This window comes from Mycobacterium sp. E802, assembly GCF_001666875.1.
GTDB lineage: Bacteria > Actinomycetota > Actinomycetes > Mycobacteriales > Mycobacteriaceae > Mycobacterium.
In genome coordinates this window covers 1-16,946 of sequence record NZ_LZJD01000141.1, presented here as the reverse complement: position 1 = coordinate 16,946, position 16,946 = coordinate 1, and the positions used below count along the sequence as shown (strand labels likewise).

Below are 16,946 nucleotides of genomic sequence, written 5' to 3'. Positions count from 1 at the left end.
CCCTTCTCGGCGGAGCCACACAGGTGGGGAATTTCGATGAGCGTCAGTGGGGAATTTCAGTGAGCGCGGTCACTCGCCGTGTTCAGAGCTAAGGAGTGGGGCGCGTGGACGATGTTGATCGGCTGTTGACGGCGTGTGAAGTGTTGGGCAACTCCGAACACTGGTTTCGGCCTGAGGGTTATCACGACGGGCTGGCCTTGTGCATCATCGATTCGATCCAGTCGACTGGCTCCCACTATGCCAGCGTTCGGAACGTCGTCGGTCGCTACCGCCGCCATCGAGGCGATGCGGCGACGATCGACGGGACCGGGGAACTGCTCGCCACGTTCGACACCTGTGGTGGTGTCGACGGCTGGGCACGCGAGATCGGCAACCTGAAGCCGGCCTCCACCCGCAAAGGTGCCTCGTTGAAAGCTGCCGTCATCCAAGAGGTTGCGCGCAATCTTCACGACGACGGTGTCCGCACCACCGATGACCTGCGAGCCCGCGGCGCCCTGGAACTCGGCAACGAGGCCCGGCGACTGGCAACCAAGAAGCTGTGGACGAACGTGGAAGCGCAGTCGTCCGGCATCACCTGGAATTACGCGCTCATGCTCGCCGGTGTCCCGGGTGTCAAGGCCGACCGGATGGTTACCCGATTTGTCAGTCGGGCGCTCCACGGCGTCGAGCTATCACCGGAGACCGCTGCGTCCCTTGTCCGTGAGGTGGCGCAGCAGATGGCTGTGCCTGCAACCGATCTCGATCACGCCATTTAGCGCAAGGAATCGGGCCGGCCGGTGTCCTTCGATCCCGATGACGAGCAGCAACCCGTCCTCGAAGAAGCCGATGAGATGGACAACCACGACCGCGATACGCGATGACAGCCCTTATCGCGTGGCTCGACGCGTCGAGCGAGGATCAGCGGAGGATGCCGGGTCGAGCGGATGATCGTGCACTTCCCGCTGAGCCGCGAAGATGCACAGCATGACCGGCTCCGAGGGATTGCTGCACGAGCGGGGACAGATCGGTCACGCGACCTGACTGGCCCGGGCCACCTCTGGACCCTAAAAGCGCAGGGTCAGCTGCTCTCCCAAATCTTCCTCCGTGGACACTGGTTCTGTAGCGGCGTGGCGCAACAGGTCGCCGAGGCGCTCAATGCCTGTTAACTCAACCGCCCCATGCTGAACAAGAGCATTGTTGCCGGGTGTGCTTCCCCCTCCAGTCCACGCCGCGACTCGGCCGTAGTGATGTTTTAGGGCTTCTGTTGCACCTGCCCACGTACCGCCTGCCTCTCGCTCGCTTGCGATAACCACGGTGCAGCACGACAGCGCGTAGACAATTTTGTTGCGGCCCATCGCATTACCGACGGAGAACGGCGCAGTGGGTGCATAAGGCGTAATGAGGCAGATATTGCCGTCAGCGATACCGCGCCGGGTACCGGGGCGAGTCACAGACTTCTGCAAAGCGTCTGCGAGGACGCCGATGACCTGACCACCCACTTCGAACGCTCCGTTCATCGCATCGCGGTCAACCCCGCGAGCGGCACCAGAGACGACCGGCAATCCGGCTTTCACCGCGGCATGAGCGATATCGCGTGCCACTTGAGCGCCGACTTCGGTGACGTTGCGTGAACCCACCACCCCGACCCCATCGGTGTTGAGCAGCGCCGCGTCGCCTACCCCATGCAGGGTTACGGGTGCGGCGTCTCCCAACCGTGCACGCAAGCGCTCTGGGTACCGTTTCCCTGCGGCAGTGATGGTCCAAACCCCGGAATGCTCGAGCTTCTCGAGGGCCAGCGCAATGCTGGCCGCGCGGTCGAAGAGGGCGGCTATCCGGTCGGCTTTCTCGGTGGCGATCACCAGTTTGGTGGCGATCTCAGTGGATGTCATACTGCGTAGCTCGGCCGCGCTGGTATCCCGGGTGACCTGCCAGAACTCTCGACCGGACAGCGGCTTGACGATAGAGTCGGCCAGGCGGCTGGTCAGCGCCAGCGCCGCGAGGTCGTAGGTGTCAAGCAAATGTCATCCTTTGATCTTGGCCACGGCGAACGGGTACACCGGACCGGTTCCTGCCCTTATCAACAGATCGCCCAATACCGTCATTGTCCACCTGGAGTCGACCACATCATCGATGAGCAAGACTGGGCCAGGCGGCACTGGTTGGCGTATCTCGAAAACACCTTCGACATTGAAGATCTGCTGGGCGCTGTTCTCCATCAGCTTTTGTGGCTCGTTGTGACGTTTCTTGACGATGCAATCAGATAGCTGCACCCCGAGCAGCTCCGCCAGGCGCGTGGCAAAGTCGGCTACAAGTTCGCGTTCGGGATCCAGACTGGGCACGTAGGCGATGGCGCCGTCGAAGTCGGGAAGCCATTCGTTCACGAGTTTCGACGCAGCGAGGACGAGGTCGTTACTCAACAGGCTGTGCTGGCGTTTAGCATCCAGCAATTGGTCACCCCAGCCGGGGTCGGAGAGATAGCACAGGGCTCGGCCAGCTTCGAGTTGATTGGCGATGGTCCCGGAGCGCGGACCAGCCCACCTCTTGCGCGGGTCGATGGTGATAGGGCGCTTCCTCATGAAAGTGAGGGCACGCGCGACCGCGGTGGATTCAAGCGCTGAGTCGTATCGGTTTCCCGCGCAGTTGTCGCAACGACCGCATTGGCCTGCGTCGGCGTCGTCGAGAGCTGTGCGGATGAACTTCATTCGGCACTCCGCGGAAGTTGCATAGTCGCGCATGGCTTGTTGCTCGTTCAGTCGGGCCGCCCTGACGCGATCGATCCGCTCGGTGTCGAATGACCAATTACGTAGGGTGCGACGGTATCTGGAGTGTTCCTTCTCCACTGCCCCTTCAACGTCCAGTACCTTTAGTAGGCCGGTGATTCGTGCATTGGGCATGTTCACGTTGCTCTCGATGTCCTGAACTTTTACCCAATCCGCAACGCTCTCGAGGTACGAGACGACTTCCTCTGCATGCCACTGCATGGGAAGCCCGGTTTCCAAGAAGTACTGCCAGATATCCTCGTCGCGCTCTCCCCATAGCAACACAACCTCAGCGTCGTCGACTGCACGGCCGGCGCGTCCTACCTGCTGGTAGTAGGCCACAGGTGAATCGGGGGACTGAAAGTGGATGACGAAGGAAAGATCGGGCTTGTCGAAGCCCATACCGAGCGCCGAGGTCGCGGCCACGACTTTGACTCGGTTCGACTTAAGCTGCTGCTCAATGTCACGTCGGAGTAAGGCGTCGGTCTCCCCGGAATACGCCGCCGCGGCAATACCATTCTCCATCAACCAGTCTGCGACTCTCAAAGTGTCGGCGACGGTCAAGCAGTAGACAATGCCGGAGCCCTCCATTCGCGGAATCCACTTGGCCAACCACGCGAGCCGTTCCACCGTCAATGGGATTTCTACCGCGTGCAGCGACAAGCTCTCCCGGTCGAGACTGCCGCGGATCACGGTGAGCTCCGCGCCCAACTGGTGGCTAATGTCGTCGATGACTCGATCGTTCGCTGTCGCCGTTGTGCACAGAACCGGGACACCGGGTGCCATGAGTTCAAGGACCCGGACCATGCGCCGGTAGTCGGGACGAAAGTCGTGACCCCAGTCGCTAATACAATGTGCTTCGTCAATTACCAATAGCCCCGCGGTGCTGGTGAGCGGGCCGAGTAGCCGTTCTCTGAAGTCGTTGTTGTTGAACCGCTCCGGCGAGACCAACAGCAGGTCCACTGCCCCGCTGAGCAACTGGTCCTCGATCTGCGACCAATCGTCCCGGTTCTCGCTGTTGATCGTGACGGCATGGAGATTCAGCCGCGTCGCGGCCTCGATCTGATCTCTCATCAGCGCAAGCAGAGGAGACACGATGATGGTGACACCTGCGCCTCTGTCGCGAAGGAGACGAGTGGCGACGAAATACACCGCACTCTTACCCCAACCGGTGCGTTGTACAACGAGAAGACGGCGGCGGTCCGTGACCAGGGCTTGAATCGCCTCAAACTGGCCGTCACGAAAGGCTGCCGATGGGCCCAGCGCGCGCCGTAGGACTACCAGTGCTTCGTCCTTGAAACGCATGCTCAGCGCCCCTATCGAGATGTTCGGTGATGGCGGTTGTGAGTGTAAATGCGGCGTCAGACAAGTATTGCCGGTTCGGGCTCTTCATCAATTGACGGAGGTGACGGATAACATTCCATGCACGATATGTAACGCGAACAAACTGCAACGACACGGGGGCAAAGTGCCGTGCGAAAGTGGGGACATGGCTGACGACCGCTTGAAAAATTTCGTGTTGTCATTGGCAGATGCCGACGAGAAACTGAGTGAGCAGGCCAAGCTCGTGGTGCTCGCCGCGATGGAAAGTCCTGACGAACTTGGCGAGGTGCTCAGTGATGACGCCACGTCGGTAGAGCTGGTGCAGTCGCTGACCGCAGAGGCAAGACAGGACGGCGAACCGGTAGGCGCCTACCTGCACTCCATCACCGTGCAAGGCTTCCGTGGAATAGGGCCGGTCGTCACTCTTCCCTTCCGCCCAGGCCCGGGACTGGTCGTGGTTGCGGGCCGCAATGGGTCGGGAAAGTCGACCCTCGCTGAGGGGCTGGAGCTCGCGTTGACCGGCACGAATTCGCGCTGGAAAAACAAGACCGCGGTGTGGTCGCAGAACTGGCGGAACCTGCACGCCGGTGAACCCGCTCAGATCCGCGTGAAACTGGCTGAAGAAGGATCGGGCGCAACGGTGATCGGTGTGGATTGGCCGTCTGGTGAGGTCGAGGTTGAGAATCTCAAAACTTGGGTGCAGCGGGACGGAAAGAAGCGCGAAGACACCGCCGTACTCGGGTGGACCGGTGCGCTGGAGATGTACCGGCCCCTACTCAGCTACGATGAACTCGGCGGCATTCTCGAGGGCCGTTCAAGCGACTTCTACGACCAACTGCATAAGCTCCTGGGCCTGGAGCAGCTGACTGATGCCATGGCCCGCCTCGAAAAAGAGGTCAAGCAGCTGAAGCAGCCGTCGGCCGCTCAAAAAAGTGCGCGCGATGCCCTTCGCCCCAAGTTAGAGGCGCATGGTGACCCGCGCGCGGCAAAAGCCTTGGCGCAGCTGAAAAAGCGTCGGCCCGATCTGAATGCGGTCAGGCCGCTAATAAGCGATAGGACGACCTCAGCCATGCCGTCGGCATGGAGTTGCGCACAGAACCTGACAGTTCCTGACGAACAAGACGTCGCGCTAGCCTGCCAGGTGCTGCGATCGGCGGCCGATGCTGAGCAAGAAGAGGTCGGTCGCGCTGACGTGCTTACTGCCGACCGTGTCCGGCTGCTGGAGGTCAGCCTCGAGTTTCATGCCAACCATGGCGACCAGAAGTGCCCGGTCTGCGGTGGCGGTGACCTGACCGCAGAATGGGCCGTCGCTGCACGATCGGCACTTGCGGGAGCTCAGCAGTCGGCGCAGGCATTGTCATCGGCTCGAGCCGCGACCAAGCAGGCCCGCTCTGCGCTCGTCGACCTTGCGAATAGCGTTCAGTTGCCGCCGGAGTCGGATGTGTCGCTGTCACATCTGCCTACAGCCCTGGCCGCATACCAAGCCTTCGTGGCGCTGCCTGGTGACGGTGCGCATGCGCTGGCCGATCATGTTCAGCAGAAGCTGCCCTCACTCCGTGACGCGTATTCGGTGCTGCAGGAGCAGGCGGCTGAGTTGATCGCAGCGCAGGAAGATGCCTGGATGCCGGTCGCTGTAGAGCTCGCGGAATGGCTTGGTAAGGCAGAGCGAGCCGACGCGGTCGCATCAACCTTGGCAGTGGCATCCGAAGCGCTGAAATGGTTGCTGGACAACGCCGCTCAGCTGCGTAGCCAGCGCATCGAACCGCTTGCCGAGCAAGCCCGACAGATTTGGGCGACGCTGCGGCAGGAAAGTAACGTCGAGCTAGGTGGGATTGAGCTTGCGGGGCAGAAAACCACCCGCCGCGTTGTGCTCAAGGCGGATGTGGACGGGTCGGATACCGAAGCCTTCGGCGTGATGAGCCAGGGTGAGCTCCAAGCTTTGGCATTGGCCGTCTTCATTCCTCGCGCGACGTCGCCAGCCAGCCCGTTTCGTTTCATGGTGCTCGACGACCCCATCCAAGCGATGGACCCCTCAAAGATCGATGGCTTCCTGCAGGTCCTCACTCAATTGGCGACTAACAGGCAGGTCATCGTGTTCACGCACGATGACCGATTGCCGGCAGCCATCCGGCGATCGCGGGTAGAGGCGCACATCGTCGAGGTGAATCGTGGTGCGAATTCGGTGGTCGCAGTGGCAGAAGCGAGCCGGCCCGCGACGAGGATGCTGAAAGACGCGTATGCGATCGCGGCCGACGATGCCGTACCCGAGGCGGTCAAGAAGGCCGCAGTTCCGGTCCTATGCCGCGACGCCCTGGAGTCCACCGCATGGGACGTCTTCTGCGCGCGTCAGCTGGCGCGCGGTGTGCCACATTCCGTGGTCGAACAGGCCTGGGAATCAGCAACATTGACGAAGGCCCGGATCGCCTTGGCGGTGAACCCGGAAGACAAAGCCGCCGTGGATAGATGGCTGTCCGGCGGATCGGCACGGCGTGAGGCGTTGTGGGTCGCCGCCAGCGGCGCACACAAAGGTGTGGCTGACTACAAGGATGCGGTGAACTCGACCCGGCTGGCAGTTGGCGACTTGGCGAAACTGGCGTCATGACCGATCGTGTGGAGCTGCTGTCGTATGCCGAGCAGGTGCTTGATGGCACGGTGAGGCTTGGTGTCCGCGGTCCGAGGACCGCAGCACTTCTTGCCCGATGTGCGTTCGAGGACTGGCTGGACGAGATGAGTGCTCCCTGGGCGACCCAAGCCGAGACCGACAGGCCGCCAACCACGAGTTCGAAGCTCGTCGCGCTGGGAGCACTTCACGGAAACGAGCTGGGGGAGCAGGCCAAAACTGCATGGAACGGACTGAGCCGTGCCGTGCACCACCACGCGTACGAGCTGCAGCCGTCAGTGACCGAGGTCCGCTACCTGGTCCGGCTTGTCAGGGACGCTTGCACTGGCTCCGGACCGGAACCGGCCGGACCGATATTGAAGGACTGAGGGTTTCACATGGCGCGAGCGCAGACAATCCAGATCTATCTGCCATCGGGCGATCCAGCGGGTATCCGGGTCGCGAGTCTGACCACACGTACCGTGCGCGTGTTTGACGTACCACGCTCGCTTTTGGCTCAGTTCTTGGAGCGTTCGGAATCCACACAGGTCGGTGTGTACTACCTATTCGGCTCGAACGAGGACGAGACACCGCAATGCTACGTCGGTCAATCGGGAAACGTGGGAGTCCGGCTTCAGCAGCACACCACCTCCAAGGACTTCTGGACCAGGGCGATGGTGGCGGTGTCGCTGACCAACGAATGGACCTCGACGCATGTGGCCTATCTGGAATGGCTGTCGCTGAACCGGGGAAAGACGGCCGGACGCTACACGTTGGTGAACGGGAACAGAGCCTCCAATCCCTTCACACCGGAACCGCTAGAAGCGGACTGTCAAGAGTTCATTGAAACCATCGCGGTGTTGCTCGCGACTCTCGGGGCCCCGGTTCTGGAGGCCATCAAGCCGTCAGTCGCCAGCTCTACGGGAGATTCATCTGACTCCGCAGAGGCTTCAGAAGAGCTGTACTTCAAAGAATCCGGCTGTGACGCAAAGGGTTACCAGACTTCTGAAGGCCTGTTGGTGCTCGCAGGATCTAAAGGCCGATCTGTACTCCGTCCATCGGCGCCGCCCAGCCTTGGGAATCAGCGGGATAGCCTCCGGGCGGAAGGAATTATTAAGCATGAAGGTCAGGAGTTGGTCTTTCTGCGGGATCACCTCTTCGCCAGCCCTTCTGCTGCTGGGGGATTGCTTGTCGGCGGTACAAACAATGGTCGTATCTCTTGGCGCAACGACCGCGGCCAATCTATCGCTGAACTCGAACAGCTTGCGCTGGAATCCGCAACCGGATCGCGTCATCACGGATCCGTGCAGTAGGCCCGCGGTGCGGCGCTAGCTACGATTGATCTCCGTAGGCCGGCCCGCGGGCTTGCCAGTTGACACCCGCCAGCCCAACGACGTGGTGGATGATGTTGCGTACAGTTCGCAACACTGATTCGCAAGAGGCGACATCCAATCGGTCTACGATGCCGGCGACGTCGAGCCCGGCTCCCCGGATGTGAGCCCCCGATACCCCGGTCTGGGGCTTAATGCGCAGCGCGGGCCCGGTCACGGAAGTTGTCGCGGCATAGAGGACGCCGGCGTTGCGCGTCGAATCGGACTCGCCGAGAGCGTAGGCGTAGGTGAAGAGCTGGTAGATGTCGCCGGTGCCGAATCGCTTGTCCTCGTAGAGCTTGTACTTGATATCGACAGGGATCTTTCGTCCTGACTCGGTGTCGACGATGACGAGGTCGGGTCGGATGGTGCTGTAGGTGCGCCCGGTGCTCTCGTCGACGACGACGGCGCCGTAGCTCTGCTGAGCACTCACCCCCAGCGTTGTCCCGGCCAGCGCTTCTGAGACGAGGCGGGTGACGAATCGTTCGAAGATAGCGTTCATGTCGAGCATGAAGGCGGTGACACCGTTGTTGCCGCTGTTGTGCAGGTCATCAAGAGCCAGTCCTTCCAACACCATGATGGCGAGCTCATGGGCAGGTCGGTACCGGGAATTGCGGCGGTCATAGTGAATTCGGCGCGGGTACCACTCGGGGTCAAGTGTGGGGGGCTCGCATGTTGCGGCCAGAACTGCGGCGAGCCCGCGGGTGTCGGTCCTGAGCTTGTCGTCGGCCACGCGCGTGGCTGCTGCGGAAAATGCCGCCGCAAGTAGCTGATTCTCCGGTATGTCGCCGTCGTACTCGTCATATTGGCACTCCAACCTGTGCAGGCTGCCGTACCGGCGCAGGAACTGATCGCGCATCCGTAGACGGCCACGCAGTACCGTGAGGGAATCATCGGTGCGCCGATAGTCACGGATGAGCCCGTCTCGGATCAGCTCTCTGGTTTCCTGGACCAAGGCCATGACGATCAACTGAAACAGGTCGGTGCCGTCGGCGGGCAGACGCTGATCGGATGGAAGGTGTGACAGCAGCCGTATCCCGTTGGCGTACTCGACCATCCGCAGGACGCGTAACGACCCACCGACCAACTTGGGGACAACACGGATCTCCAAAGCGCTGAATCGCACCGCACCGACCCAGGAGGTCGCGTTGATTTCTACGTTCCCATCGGCCAGCCAGCGCACGTCCAACCGCGCATCGACGGCGCCTCCGGCCGAAAGCTTTTCGGCCAGTTTCAGATCGGCCAGGGTCGGCTTGTCCGCGGGCACACATTCTTTTTGGTATTCGGCGAGCTCGACGGTACGGCGCATCGTCACGCGGAGGCACTGCCGTATTTGTTCGCCAGATCGACGCACAACCCTTCCGGATCGTTGGCGAGCTCAGCGATCTGCTGGGCCTGGGTATCGATCACTCCGCCCAGAAGGTGGCCCAGGGCTTGGTAGTCCTCGTAAAAGTACTCCTGGAGGAGTGGTATCAGTTCATAGCGGATGATGGCGGCGAAGTCCTCTGGGGAGTCGACGATTTCACCATTCTGGTAGAACAACGCATGGCCGATCTGCTTCTCGCGACCAAAGCGTTTGCGGATCTCCTCGTTGAGGCCGCCCAGGAACGCATCGAGTGCCAGGGCGCCCACCGAAGCCCCTTCGAGAAGTTCGAGGTCTGGAAGCAATTCGATGAACTGAAAGCGTCTGCGCAGTGCGGTATCGAGCAGGTGAATGCTGCGGTCAGCGGTGTTCATGGTACCGATGATGAGTACATTTGGGGGTACCGAGAAGCTGTCATTGCTTTGCGGCAGTTGAACTGTCAGGCCCCGCTTGTCCTTCTCGATGAGCGTGATCAGTTCCCCGAAAATCTTGGGGATGTTGCCGCGGTTGATCTCGTCGATCAAAACGATGTAGCTGTTGGTCGGATCGTTGTGGGCAGTTGCACAGACTCGTTTGAAGATACCGTCGGTCAAGACGAGCTGCATGGCGCCGTCGTCGGACTGCTGAGGGCGGAAGCCCTCGACGAAATCTTCGTAGGCATAAGACGGATGGAAGGTGATTCGGGTTAGCCGGGCAGCCTTGCCGGGACCGGTCGGCTCAGCCAAGGCTTGTTCACGGCGGGTGAGCGCATCGGTGTCGGCGAGCAGTCCGTTGGCCTGTGCGTTCGTGCTTCCGCCATCGAGTAACCAGGCCGCGGCCCGACGGGCAATGTGGGTCTTTCCCGTTCCTGGGGGTCCGTACAGGATCACCTGACCGCGCCGACGCAGCGCAGCTTCCAGTTCGAGCAGCTTCGCGTCGGCTTCAACGGGTTTGGGAGCCGGACCCCGTCCCAGGAGTTTCCGTTGCAACTCGGCCGACACCTTCGAGACGGTCGTCACCCTCCACGCGTCTACTTGCTCAATGGGCCCGGCCGCCGCGGTGTCCCATTCGATGCCTACGGTGTGCTTGTATTCCGCGCGCTCGGGATGCCACACGTAACCGACGTCGTTAACGGTCCCGACGCCGAGCAGGTACTCCGTGCCACGGTTGGCGATGACGGTGTCGCCGGGCTGAAGTTCCCTCAGCGTCCAGAGTTCGTTGGCTTTCCGGCTGACTTGCTGCTCGACGCCGTTGTAGGGGTAGTGCTCCCGGAAAACGTCACGGAACTCGTCCTTGGTGCTGAACTGTGCGAGATCGCCGACGTCATCCCAGCCGACGCAGATGAAGCCATTGTCGACGCAGTCCTGCCAGTACTTTCCCTGTTCGCCGGGGGCGATCTTCACCACTCGCTGTGAAGGGCGCGGATTGTGCCAGTGGTACAGGAAGATTCCGAGTTCCTGATTGGACAAGTCAGCGAGTTCCGTGATGGACCGCAACGCGTTGAGCAGCTGTCGATTGGCGCGGAGCACCGAGGAGGCAGGCTTCTCGCCCAATGCCCGCAGGTAGTGGTCGATGTGGTCCTTCGATGACACCGTGATGAGGTCCGACGGGTAGTACATGCACAGCAGCTTGGCCCGCAGGGCCGGGGCGGCGTAGAGAGCCTTGACATCGTCGGCGTCATCGAACCGGCCTTCGGCGGCGAGATTCAGCATCTGTACGAACCCGGCCCGAACGGCTTCCCATGCCTGCTCGACTGACTCGTACTCTTTCGGGAAATACCATGACCCCGTGGTGGTCCGGTAGATCAGGTGCTTGAACGCCGAGCCGCCCTTCATACTCGGGATCAGACCGTCCTTGAACTCCATCCAGTAGGAAACGACGTCCTGATTGTTTTGTCCGAGCGCGTAATCCGCCAGGGAGAGTTCCTCCCAGGCGGTTCTGGGAAACCGTTCGGCGAACTGGTTGCGCAGTTGCTCAGACTTGGCGAGCTTCGTTGCCGCTGCAGCTCGATCCCACGACTTGAGCGCCTCGAGGATGTCGTGTCGGGTGTGGTCATCGACCATATCAATCCGCCGTTCTCATGAGGGACAACACAACTGACAGCCGCCGATCCCGATGGCTTGCAGAGAGGCCGCTGTCTAGGTTGACTCGCCCGCCTCGTCCGACTTTTCCCGCCGCCATACCTTGCTTTTCTCCCGCGCTCGCCCCAGGAATCCGCCGATCTTGTCGATGCCTTCGCTCGCGGCACCGAGCGCCAAAGTCGCGGTGTCACTGGCGACTCCAAGAGCGGCAGTGGCGGTTTCGGTCACGCGTTCCACCGCCGCGTTGGCGGCGTCCCGAGGGCTCGGCGCACTGAACTCTTGCCAATCTTGTAGATGTGCACGCCGAGCTTTGCCGAACCGGTCGAGGTCTTCGCGCAGTGTCGGCAGGCTGCGCTGCAGGCCTTGCACCGACCAGAAACGGAAGCCGTCGATCGCTTCGGTCTTGGCGACCGCCTCCAGGATCTCGCGGGCCCGTTGGAACAGTGCATCGTCCTCGACGAGCTGCCTCGCAAGCAGATCGCGCGCATCGTCGAGAACCTGCTGCACGTGCTCGGGCTGAGTGGCTTCGACCCGGGCCAGCCGCAACCGCTGCCACTTGAACAGTGACTCCTGGGACACCACCAACAGACTCAGCGTTTCACCGAGCTGATTGCTCTCTACCGCCTTGACGATGAAATCCGCCCGCTCCTGAATGGGCTTGGACGCATCGAAGCTGCGCAACGTCCGGTCGGCATGATGGCGCAACTGCTCCACGGTGCGGTTGAGTGCCGGTCCGATGCTGGCGATGGAATCCCAGTCGGCGTCGGAGAAGGATCCGTGTCTGTCGAGGTAGCTCGCCATCCGATCGATGGTGACCCGGTCGCCGAGAACATCACCGGACCGGTTGGCGTGGGCGAGGCGTAGCACTTCCTCAACCTTGCCTTCGACGCGTTCGACGGAGGCCTCGACTTCGGCGATCGCGGTCTTCAATGCCATCTGCACCGCCACCATCTGCAGCGACATCATCCGCGTCGGCGTGAGGTTGGCCTGCTTCCACTGCAGCTGGCTGACGAACTTCTTGTCCGCACCGCGGGTCATCATCCGGTAAAAGCCGTCTGTTCCAGGGATCAGGTCGCCCTTCTGGATTGCCTTGACGCTCTCGGGATGCAGCTGGACGAACTTCGCGGACTGGCCGAGAAACGCTGCCGCCCCAGCTGCGAGGCCGGCGGCGTTACCGACGGAAGCCTTGTCCACGCCGATCACATCGATGGCATGGCCCGAGACTTTGCGGATGCGGTCGACGTAGGCCTCAATCTCCGACGGATCACCCGCAACCAGTAGTCCCTCCGGCTGGACGGAAACGGCGACCTCGCCATCCTGAGGAACAACCGCAGCGATTTCGTCGGAAGCGTCGTCGACAGGCGTCGGTCTCGTCGGTTCAAGATCGCTTGCCATCTGCATCCCCTCTGCTTTTGCTCGCGCAGTCTAGGTGAACAGATACCCGCGACGGGAGACACTGAGAACCCGAATCTGATCGGGCGGCGTGCAAACCGCGGGGCGAGAGTTATCAAGAAGGAGGTGGTGACGGGCCGCGCCTGAGGTGGGCCTCAAACTGGCTACACAGGGCCTCATCAACGGAGTGGCTGTGTGGATCGCGTCGCGATCGGTCCACGGGTCCGACCCAGCGGACACCGAGTGGTTCGAAGCGTCATAGGGAGCGTGCTCCGGCACACGGGAAGCGGCCAGGATGCGGGCGGCGACCAGATCAAAAGGCAACATCCGGCGGGCAAAGGTGGGCAACACCTTGTCGTCGAACCAGCGCCGAAGGTCCTTGCCTCGGCATCCCGGCATGCGCAAGGTGCACATCACGTAGATGTCCTGCAGCTACGTCAGGTCTGAGCCGCGCGGTCACACCGAGACGTTCTGTCTAGAATCCTGATAACTGTCTATAATCCAGATATGGCTCTCAGCATCAAAGACCCCGAAGCTGATCGGCTCGCCCGGGAACTCGCCGCACGGACCGGGGAGACGCTGACCGAGGCGGTTGTGGTGGCGCTGCGTGAACGACTGGCGCGGCACACCGGACGCCTCGGCGTGGTCCCGTTGCGCGACGAACTCGCCGCCATCCGCAGCAGGTGCGCAGCACTTCCGGTCCTCGATGACCGCTCTGCGGAGGAAGTCCTGGGCTATGACGACCGTGGGCTGCCATCCTGATGGTGATCGACACCTCAGCCCTGGTGGCCATGCTGACCGATGAATCGGGTGCCGAGCATTTGGAGGCATGCGTGGCGGACGATCCGGTACGGATGATGTCCACCGCGTCATACTTGGAGGCTGCCAACGTGATCGAGAGCCGCTTCGGTGAAGCCGGCGGCCGCGAGTTGGACTTGTGGCTGCACCGAGCATCGGTGGAACTTGTCGCAGTCGACGCCGACCAAGCCGAGGCGGCCCGCGTCGCTTACCGGCGATACGGCAAGGGCCGTCACCGCGCGGGACTGAATTACGGCGATTGTTTCTCCTACGCCCTCGCCAAGATCAGTGGCCAGCCATTGTTGTTCAAAGGCAATGACTTTGGTCAGACCGATATCGTTGCCGCCCAATAAAATCCCGGTGCGACGATGTCAGGGCAGCCCAGCTCGGTCGAACTCCTGTTGCAGCCGAGGGCGACGCCGGTATCTGTCGCGCAGGTCGGCGATGAACTCGTCGACCGCCGGGGATTCACTCGACCCGGCCGCCAGCGTGCGCATCTTCTTGAGCCGGCGCGCGGCGCTGCGGTAGTTCTTCGCGTCGGCTGCGCCCAGCTCGCCCTCGACAAGGTCGGTGTAGACGGGCAGCACGGCGAGGGGATCTCGCTTCTCGTACACCTTCACGAGGTCACTCCAGGTGCGGGCGTCGTTCAGGCCGAGGCTGTGGGCCAGATTCCACGCCAGCTCAACATCTTTGAGAGAATTTTGGGCGAACAACACCGCGTCGCGCGGGTGGGCGGTGAGTAGCTCCATCACCTCGTTCTGGTGGTCCGGCCAGACGTCGGGCGCGTCCCGGTAAAGAGCGCCCGCCGTAGTCGACGACGGCCAGCGGCGGAATATCCTGACCCGCGCATCCAGCAGTTCAGCGGGCCGATGCTCGGCAAGGAGTTCACACCAGTAGTCAGCGGCCCACCGAGACTGATGACCGTCATCAAACTCCGTAGCCTGCTGTGCCCAGCCGATGGCGGTATCGACCTCCCCGATTTCCATGAGCGCCACCGCGGTTTCCTGAAACCACGCGGCGACACGTCGGTCTCGGGCGTGGGTCCGGATGATGGCGTCGACATCCCGATCGAGCACAGCCAGACGCCGCGCATTCCAGTCGAGGCTGAACCACTCGATGGAATGCGGCGACGACCATCGTTGATCTTCAGGCGGCCGCGGGCCCAGAGTTGTCTCGCGTTCCTTGAGCTTGACCCGGTAGAGGGCCATGCCCTCGCTGCCGAGCGCAGGCGCATAGGCGACGGGATCGATGGTGAAGAAGTCGCATTCGTTGTCGAACTGGAACTGCATCATCCAGTCGACGAGTTTTGTTGCGGCAGGGCGTACCCGGACAGCCAAAACTGGGTGTAGTGCCAGAAGGTCCCGACAGGCGTCGCCGATGATCCCGCTGGAGTCGTCGGCCCGCATGATGACCTTCAACGCAGAGGCGATCGCGCGTTGGGTCACCGCGAACACGTCGGCGGGATCACCGTCTTTCGCGGCTTGCCGCAGGATCGCGACGGCCTCATGCATCTGTGCGCCGTGTGCGTTGGCGACATTCCACCGGTGCAGGTCAGTCCGGGTTCGGATCAGGGGGAGAACGGCGTCGGCGAGAGCGGTCACAGAGCCATCTTGGTGACGGCCGCGGCCGGGCCGCAAGTGCCACGACGCCGAGGTTTGTCGGTGGCCTCTGTCATTCTGTCCGGCTCGATCGAGCCTCGCAGCCGGTACCGGTTGCGAGTGGACCGAACGATCGGAGACGAAGACAAGTGGCGCGTGAAGCTGAACGTGGTCGCAACAGTGCGGTGCAGCTCGACGACGACCTGATGGCGCGCATCACCGACGTGGTCGACCGCAGCGATGCCATCCAGACGCTGAGTAACAAGCGCACCAACTGGATGACGTCGGTCGACCGTGCGGGCGTGTGGGTGGAGACCGAGCGCTCCAAGGCCCAGGAATCTGGCCCCCAGCTGGTGCCGGCCTGGATGATCGTCGTGGCGTGGGAACGGCTGTGTAAGAACGGAAGTCTCAGCCGCATCGAGCTGCTCAACGATGTGAAGATCGTACGGTCGGCGTTCGTCTGTGCATTGCTGGCGCAGTTCCCGGATGTCGTGGTGGTGCAAGATCGCCCGGCTCTCCTAGAACGGATCGTCGCGCCGTGACGTACCCGAGTCGGGCGGTGCGCTACGGCTTGGAGGTGAATCACCATGTCGCGTCGTCGAAAACGTACTTGTCGGTGGGCTCTGTCATTCTGTTCGGCTCGCGTGTGCGAGCGACCACGAACAATGAATGGAGCACATGATGATCACTTACCAGGTGCAGGCCGCCGCCACCGCGCGAGTCAAGACAAAGAAGAATCGCCGCGTCGCCGTCGGCCTCCTGTTGGCCATCATTGGCGCCGCACTGTGGGCGGTCAGCGCCATCGCCGGCGGACTCGACGTGGCGGCCCCGTCGGTACAGCTGACCGGCGCCGCCACCAGCATCGAAGCACACGGCGTGCCGCATACCCACGCTCTTTCCGGACCCATGATCCCGTTGGAACCCGCCTCGACGGCCAGTCAGCGCAATGCGGTACGGACCGCCAAGGACTACCTCGACTACACGGCCTTTTCACGCCAGGGGCTCATCAAACAATTGGAATACGAGGGTTTCTCAACCGCAGACGCGACCTTCGCAGTCGACAGCATCACCGTGGACTGGAATGCGCAAGCCGCGAAGGCTGCCAAGGCCTACCTGGACTATTCCGGGTTCTCGCGTAGTGGACTCATCAACCAACTCGAGTACGAGGGGTACACCCCGGCGCAGGCAGCCTACGGAGCCACCGCAGCAGGGCTGTAGTGGCCGGCGTGATACCAAGCGGTTCCCGTGAGCGCTGACCTTGCGTCCACGGGAGCCGTTCTGGCCCAACCAAATCAACAGGACGGCATCGCATGAATGCGTCTGTGGAGGTAAGTCATGAGCAGCAATAAGGGCTCTTCGGGTGTGGGCGGACTGGTCTTCTTCGTCATCGTCCTCATCGCGTTGGTGCCGAAACCGGTCTGGATCGCCCTCGGTGTCATCACGGTGATCGTTCTGGTGAGCTGGGGCGGCTACAAGATAGTCGTCGCCCTGGAGCAACGCAGTTATGAGGCGGAGAAGCGGGCGCGTGCCGAGCAAGCGAAGCGCGCCGCGGACACCAAACGTCAACGCGAAGAACAGATCCGCACGGAAAAGCAACGGCGCATCGACACGCTCGGCAAGCAGAACGCCGCGCTGGTCGAGTCCGCGCTCAGCGCCGTCAAGCAGGTGGCTGTATCCGAAGCCGCCCGCGCCGGCTGGTTGGGCG

At 62.1% G+C, this 16,946-nt stretch carries 14 protein-coding genes and 1 pseudogene; 9 read left to right on the top strand and 6 right to left on the bottom strand.

The genetic code is table 11. The features are described from left to right. The first annotated feature begins 104 nt into the window (after positions 1 to 104). Positions 105 to 755, top strand: coding sequence for a heme peroxidase (locus A5699_RS19970; protein WP_231965773.1), 651 nt, complete (start codon positions 105 to 107; stop codon positions 753 to 755). A 288-nt stretch (positions 756 to 1,043) separates the two neighbouring features. Here A5699_RS19970 and A5699_RS19965 read toward each other — a convergent pair whose 3' ends face one another. Then, on the bottom strand, positions 1,044 to 1,997 hold the full coding sequence (locus A5699_RS19965) for a DNA-processing protein DprA (RefSeq protein WP_067772751.1): 954 nt from the start codon (positions 1,995 to 1,997) through the stop codon (positions 1,044 to 1,046). 3 nt (positions 1,998 to 2,000) lie between these two features. After that, positions 2,001 to 4,043, bottom strand: a complete 2,043-nt coding sequence (locus A5699_RS19960; RefSeq protein ID WP_067772748.1) for a RecQ family ATP-dependent DNA helicase — start codon at positions 4,041 to 4,043, stop codon at positions 2,001 to 2,003. Positions 4,044 to 4,227: 184 nt separating this feature from the next. Between A5699_RS19960 and A5699_RS19955 the strand changes: the two genes are divergently transcribed. Genes A5699_RS19955 through A5699_RS19945 form a run of 3 tightly spaced genes read left to right on the top strand, consistent with a single transcriptional unit; the run spans position 4,228 to position 7,973 of the window. Further along, entirely contained in the window at positions 4,228 to 6,663 is a 2,436-nt protein-coding gene (locus A5699_RS19955; protein ID WP_067772745.1) for an AAA family ATPase, read from the top strand. After that, complete coding sequence (locus tag A5699_RS19950; protein WP_067772742.1) at positions 6,660 to 7,049, top strand: hypothetical protein; 390 nt, start codon at positions 6,660 to 6,662, stop codon at positions 7,047 to 7,049. The genes A5699_RS19955 and A5699_RS19950 overlap by 4 nt, the downstream gene beginning before the upstream one ends. Before the next feature lie 9 nt (positions 7,050 to 7,058). After that, entirely contained in the window at positions 7,059 to 7,973 is a 915-nt protein-coding gene (locus A5699_RS19945) for a GIY-YIG nuclease family protein (protein ID WP_067772739.1), read from the top strand. Positions 7,974 to 7,992: 19 nt separating this feature from the next. Here the strand turns inward: A5699_RS19945 and A5699_RS19940 are convergent, their stop codons facing one another. The 3 genes from A5699_RS19940 to A5699_RS19930 all read right to left on the bottom strand — a co-directional run bounded on the left by A5699_RS19940 (position 7,993) and on the right by A5699_RS19930 (position 12,848). Further along, positions 7,993 to 9,339: an McrC family protein gene (locus A5699_RS19940; RefSeq protein ID WP_231965778.1), complete on the bottom strand. Its 1,347-nt coding sequence runs from the start codon at positions 9,337 to 9,339 to the stop codon at positions 7,993 to 7,995. A gap of 2 nt (positions 9,340 to 9,341) precedes the next feature. Continuing rightward, complete coding sequence (locus tag A5699_RS19935) at positions 9,342 to 11,435, bottom strand: McrB family protein (protein WP_067772733.1); 2,094 nt, start codon at positions 11,433 to 11,435, stop codon at positions 9,342 to 9,344. A 75-nt stretch (positions 11,436 to 11,510) separates the two neighbouring features. After that, positions 11,511 to 12,848, bottom strand: a complete 1,338-nt coding sequence (locus tag A5699_RS19930) for a hypothetical protein (protein ID WP_067772924.1) — start codon at positions 12,846 to 12,848, stop codon at positions 11,511 to 11,513. Positions 12,849 to 13,352: 504 nt separating this feature from the next. Here A5699_RS19930 and A5699_RS19925 point away from each other — a divergent pair. Both A5699_RS19925 and A5699_RS19920 read left to right on the top strand, forming a co-directional pair. Further along, complete coding sequence (locus A5699_RS19925) at positions 13,353 to 13,607, top strand: type II toxin-antitoxin system VapB family antitoxin (RefSeq protein ID WP_067772730.1); 255 nt, start codon at positions 13,353 to 13,355, stop codon at positions 13,605 to 13,607. Then, positions 13,607 to 13,996, top strand: a complete 390-nt coding sequence (locus A5699_RS19920) for a type II toxin-antitoxin system VapC family toxin (protein WP_067772727.1) — start codon at positions 13,607 to 13,609, stop codon at positions 13,994 to 13,996. Before A5699_RS19925 ends, A5699_RS19920 begins: the two co-directional genes overlap by 1 nt. An 18-nt stretch (positions 13,997 to 14,014) precedes the next feature. On the opposite strand, the gene A5699_RS19915 is transcribed toward A5699_RS19920, so the two are convergent. Beyond that, on the bottom strand, positions 14,015 to 15,244 hold the full coding sequence (locus tag A5699_RS19915; protein WP_231965772.1) for a DUF6880 family protein: 1,230 nt from the start codon (positions 15,242 to 15,244) through the stop codon (positions 14,015 to 14,017). Between the two features lie 182 nt (positions 15,245 to 15,426). On the opposite strand from A5699_RS19915, the gene A5699_RS19910 reads away from it, so the two are divergent. The 3 genes and pseudogenes from A5699_RS19910 to A5699_RS19900 all read left to right on the top strand — a co-directional run. After that, entirely contained in the window at positions 15,427 to 15,783 is a 357-nt protein-coding gene (locus A5699_RS19910; RefSeq protein WP_231965771.1) for a hypothetical protein, read from the top strand. Positions 15,784 to 15,922: 139 nt separating this feature from the next. After that, a complete protein-coding gene (locus A5699_RS19905) occupies positions 15,923 to 16,459 on the top strand; it encodes an Ltp family lipoprotein (protein WP_231965770.1) in 537 nt (178 codons plus the stop codon). Between the two features lie 117 nt (positions 16,460 to 16,576). Further along, positions 16,577 to 16,946 (top strand): annotated as a pseudogene (locus A5699_RS19900) (hypothetical protein); the annotation flags it as partial.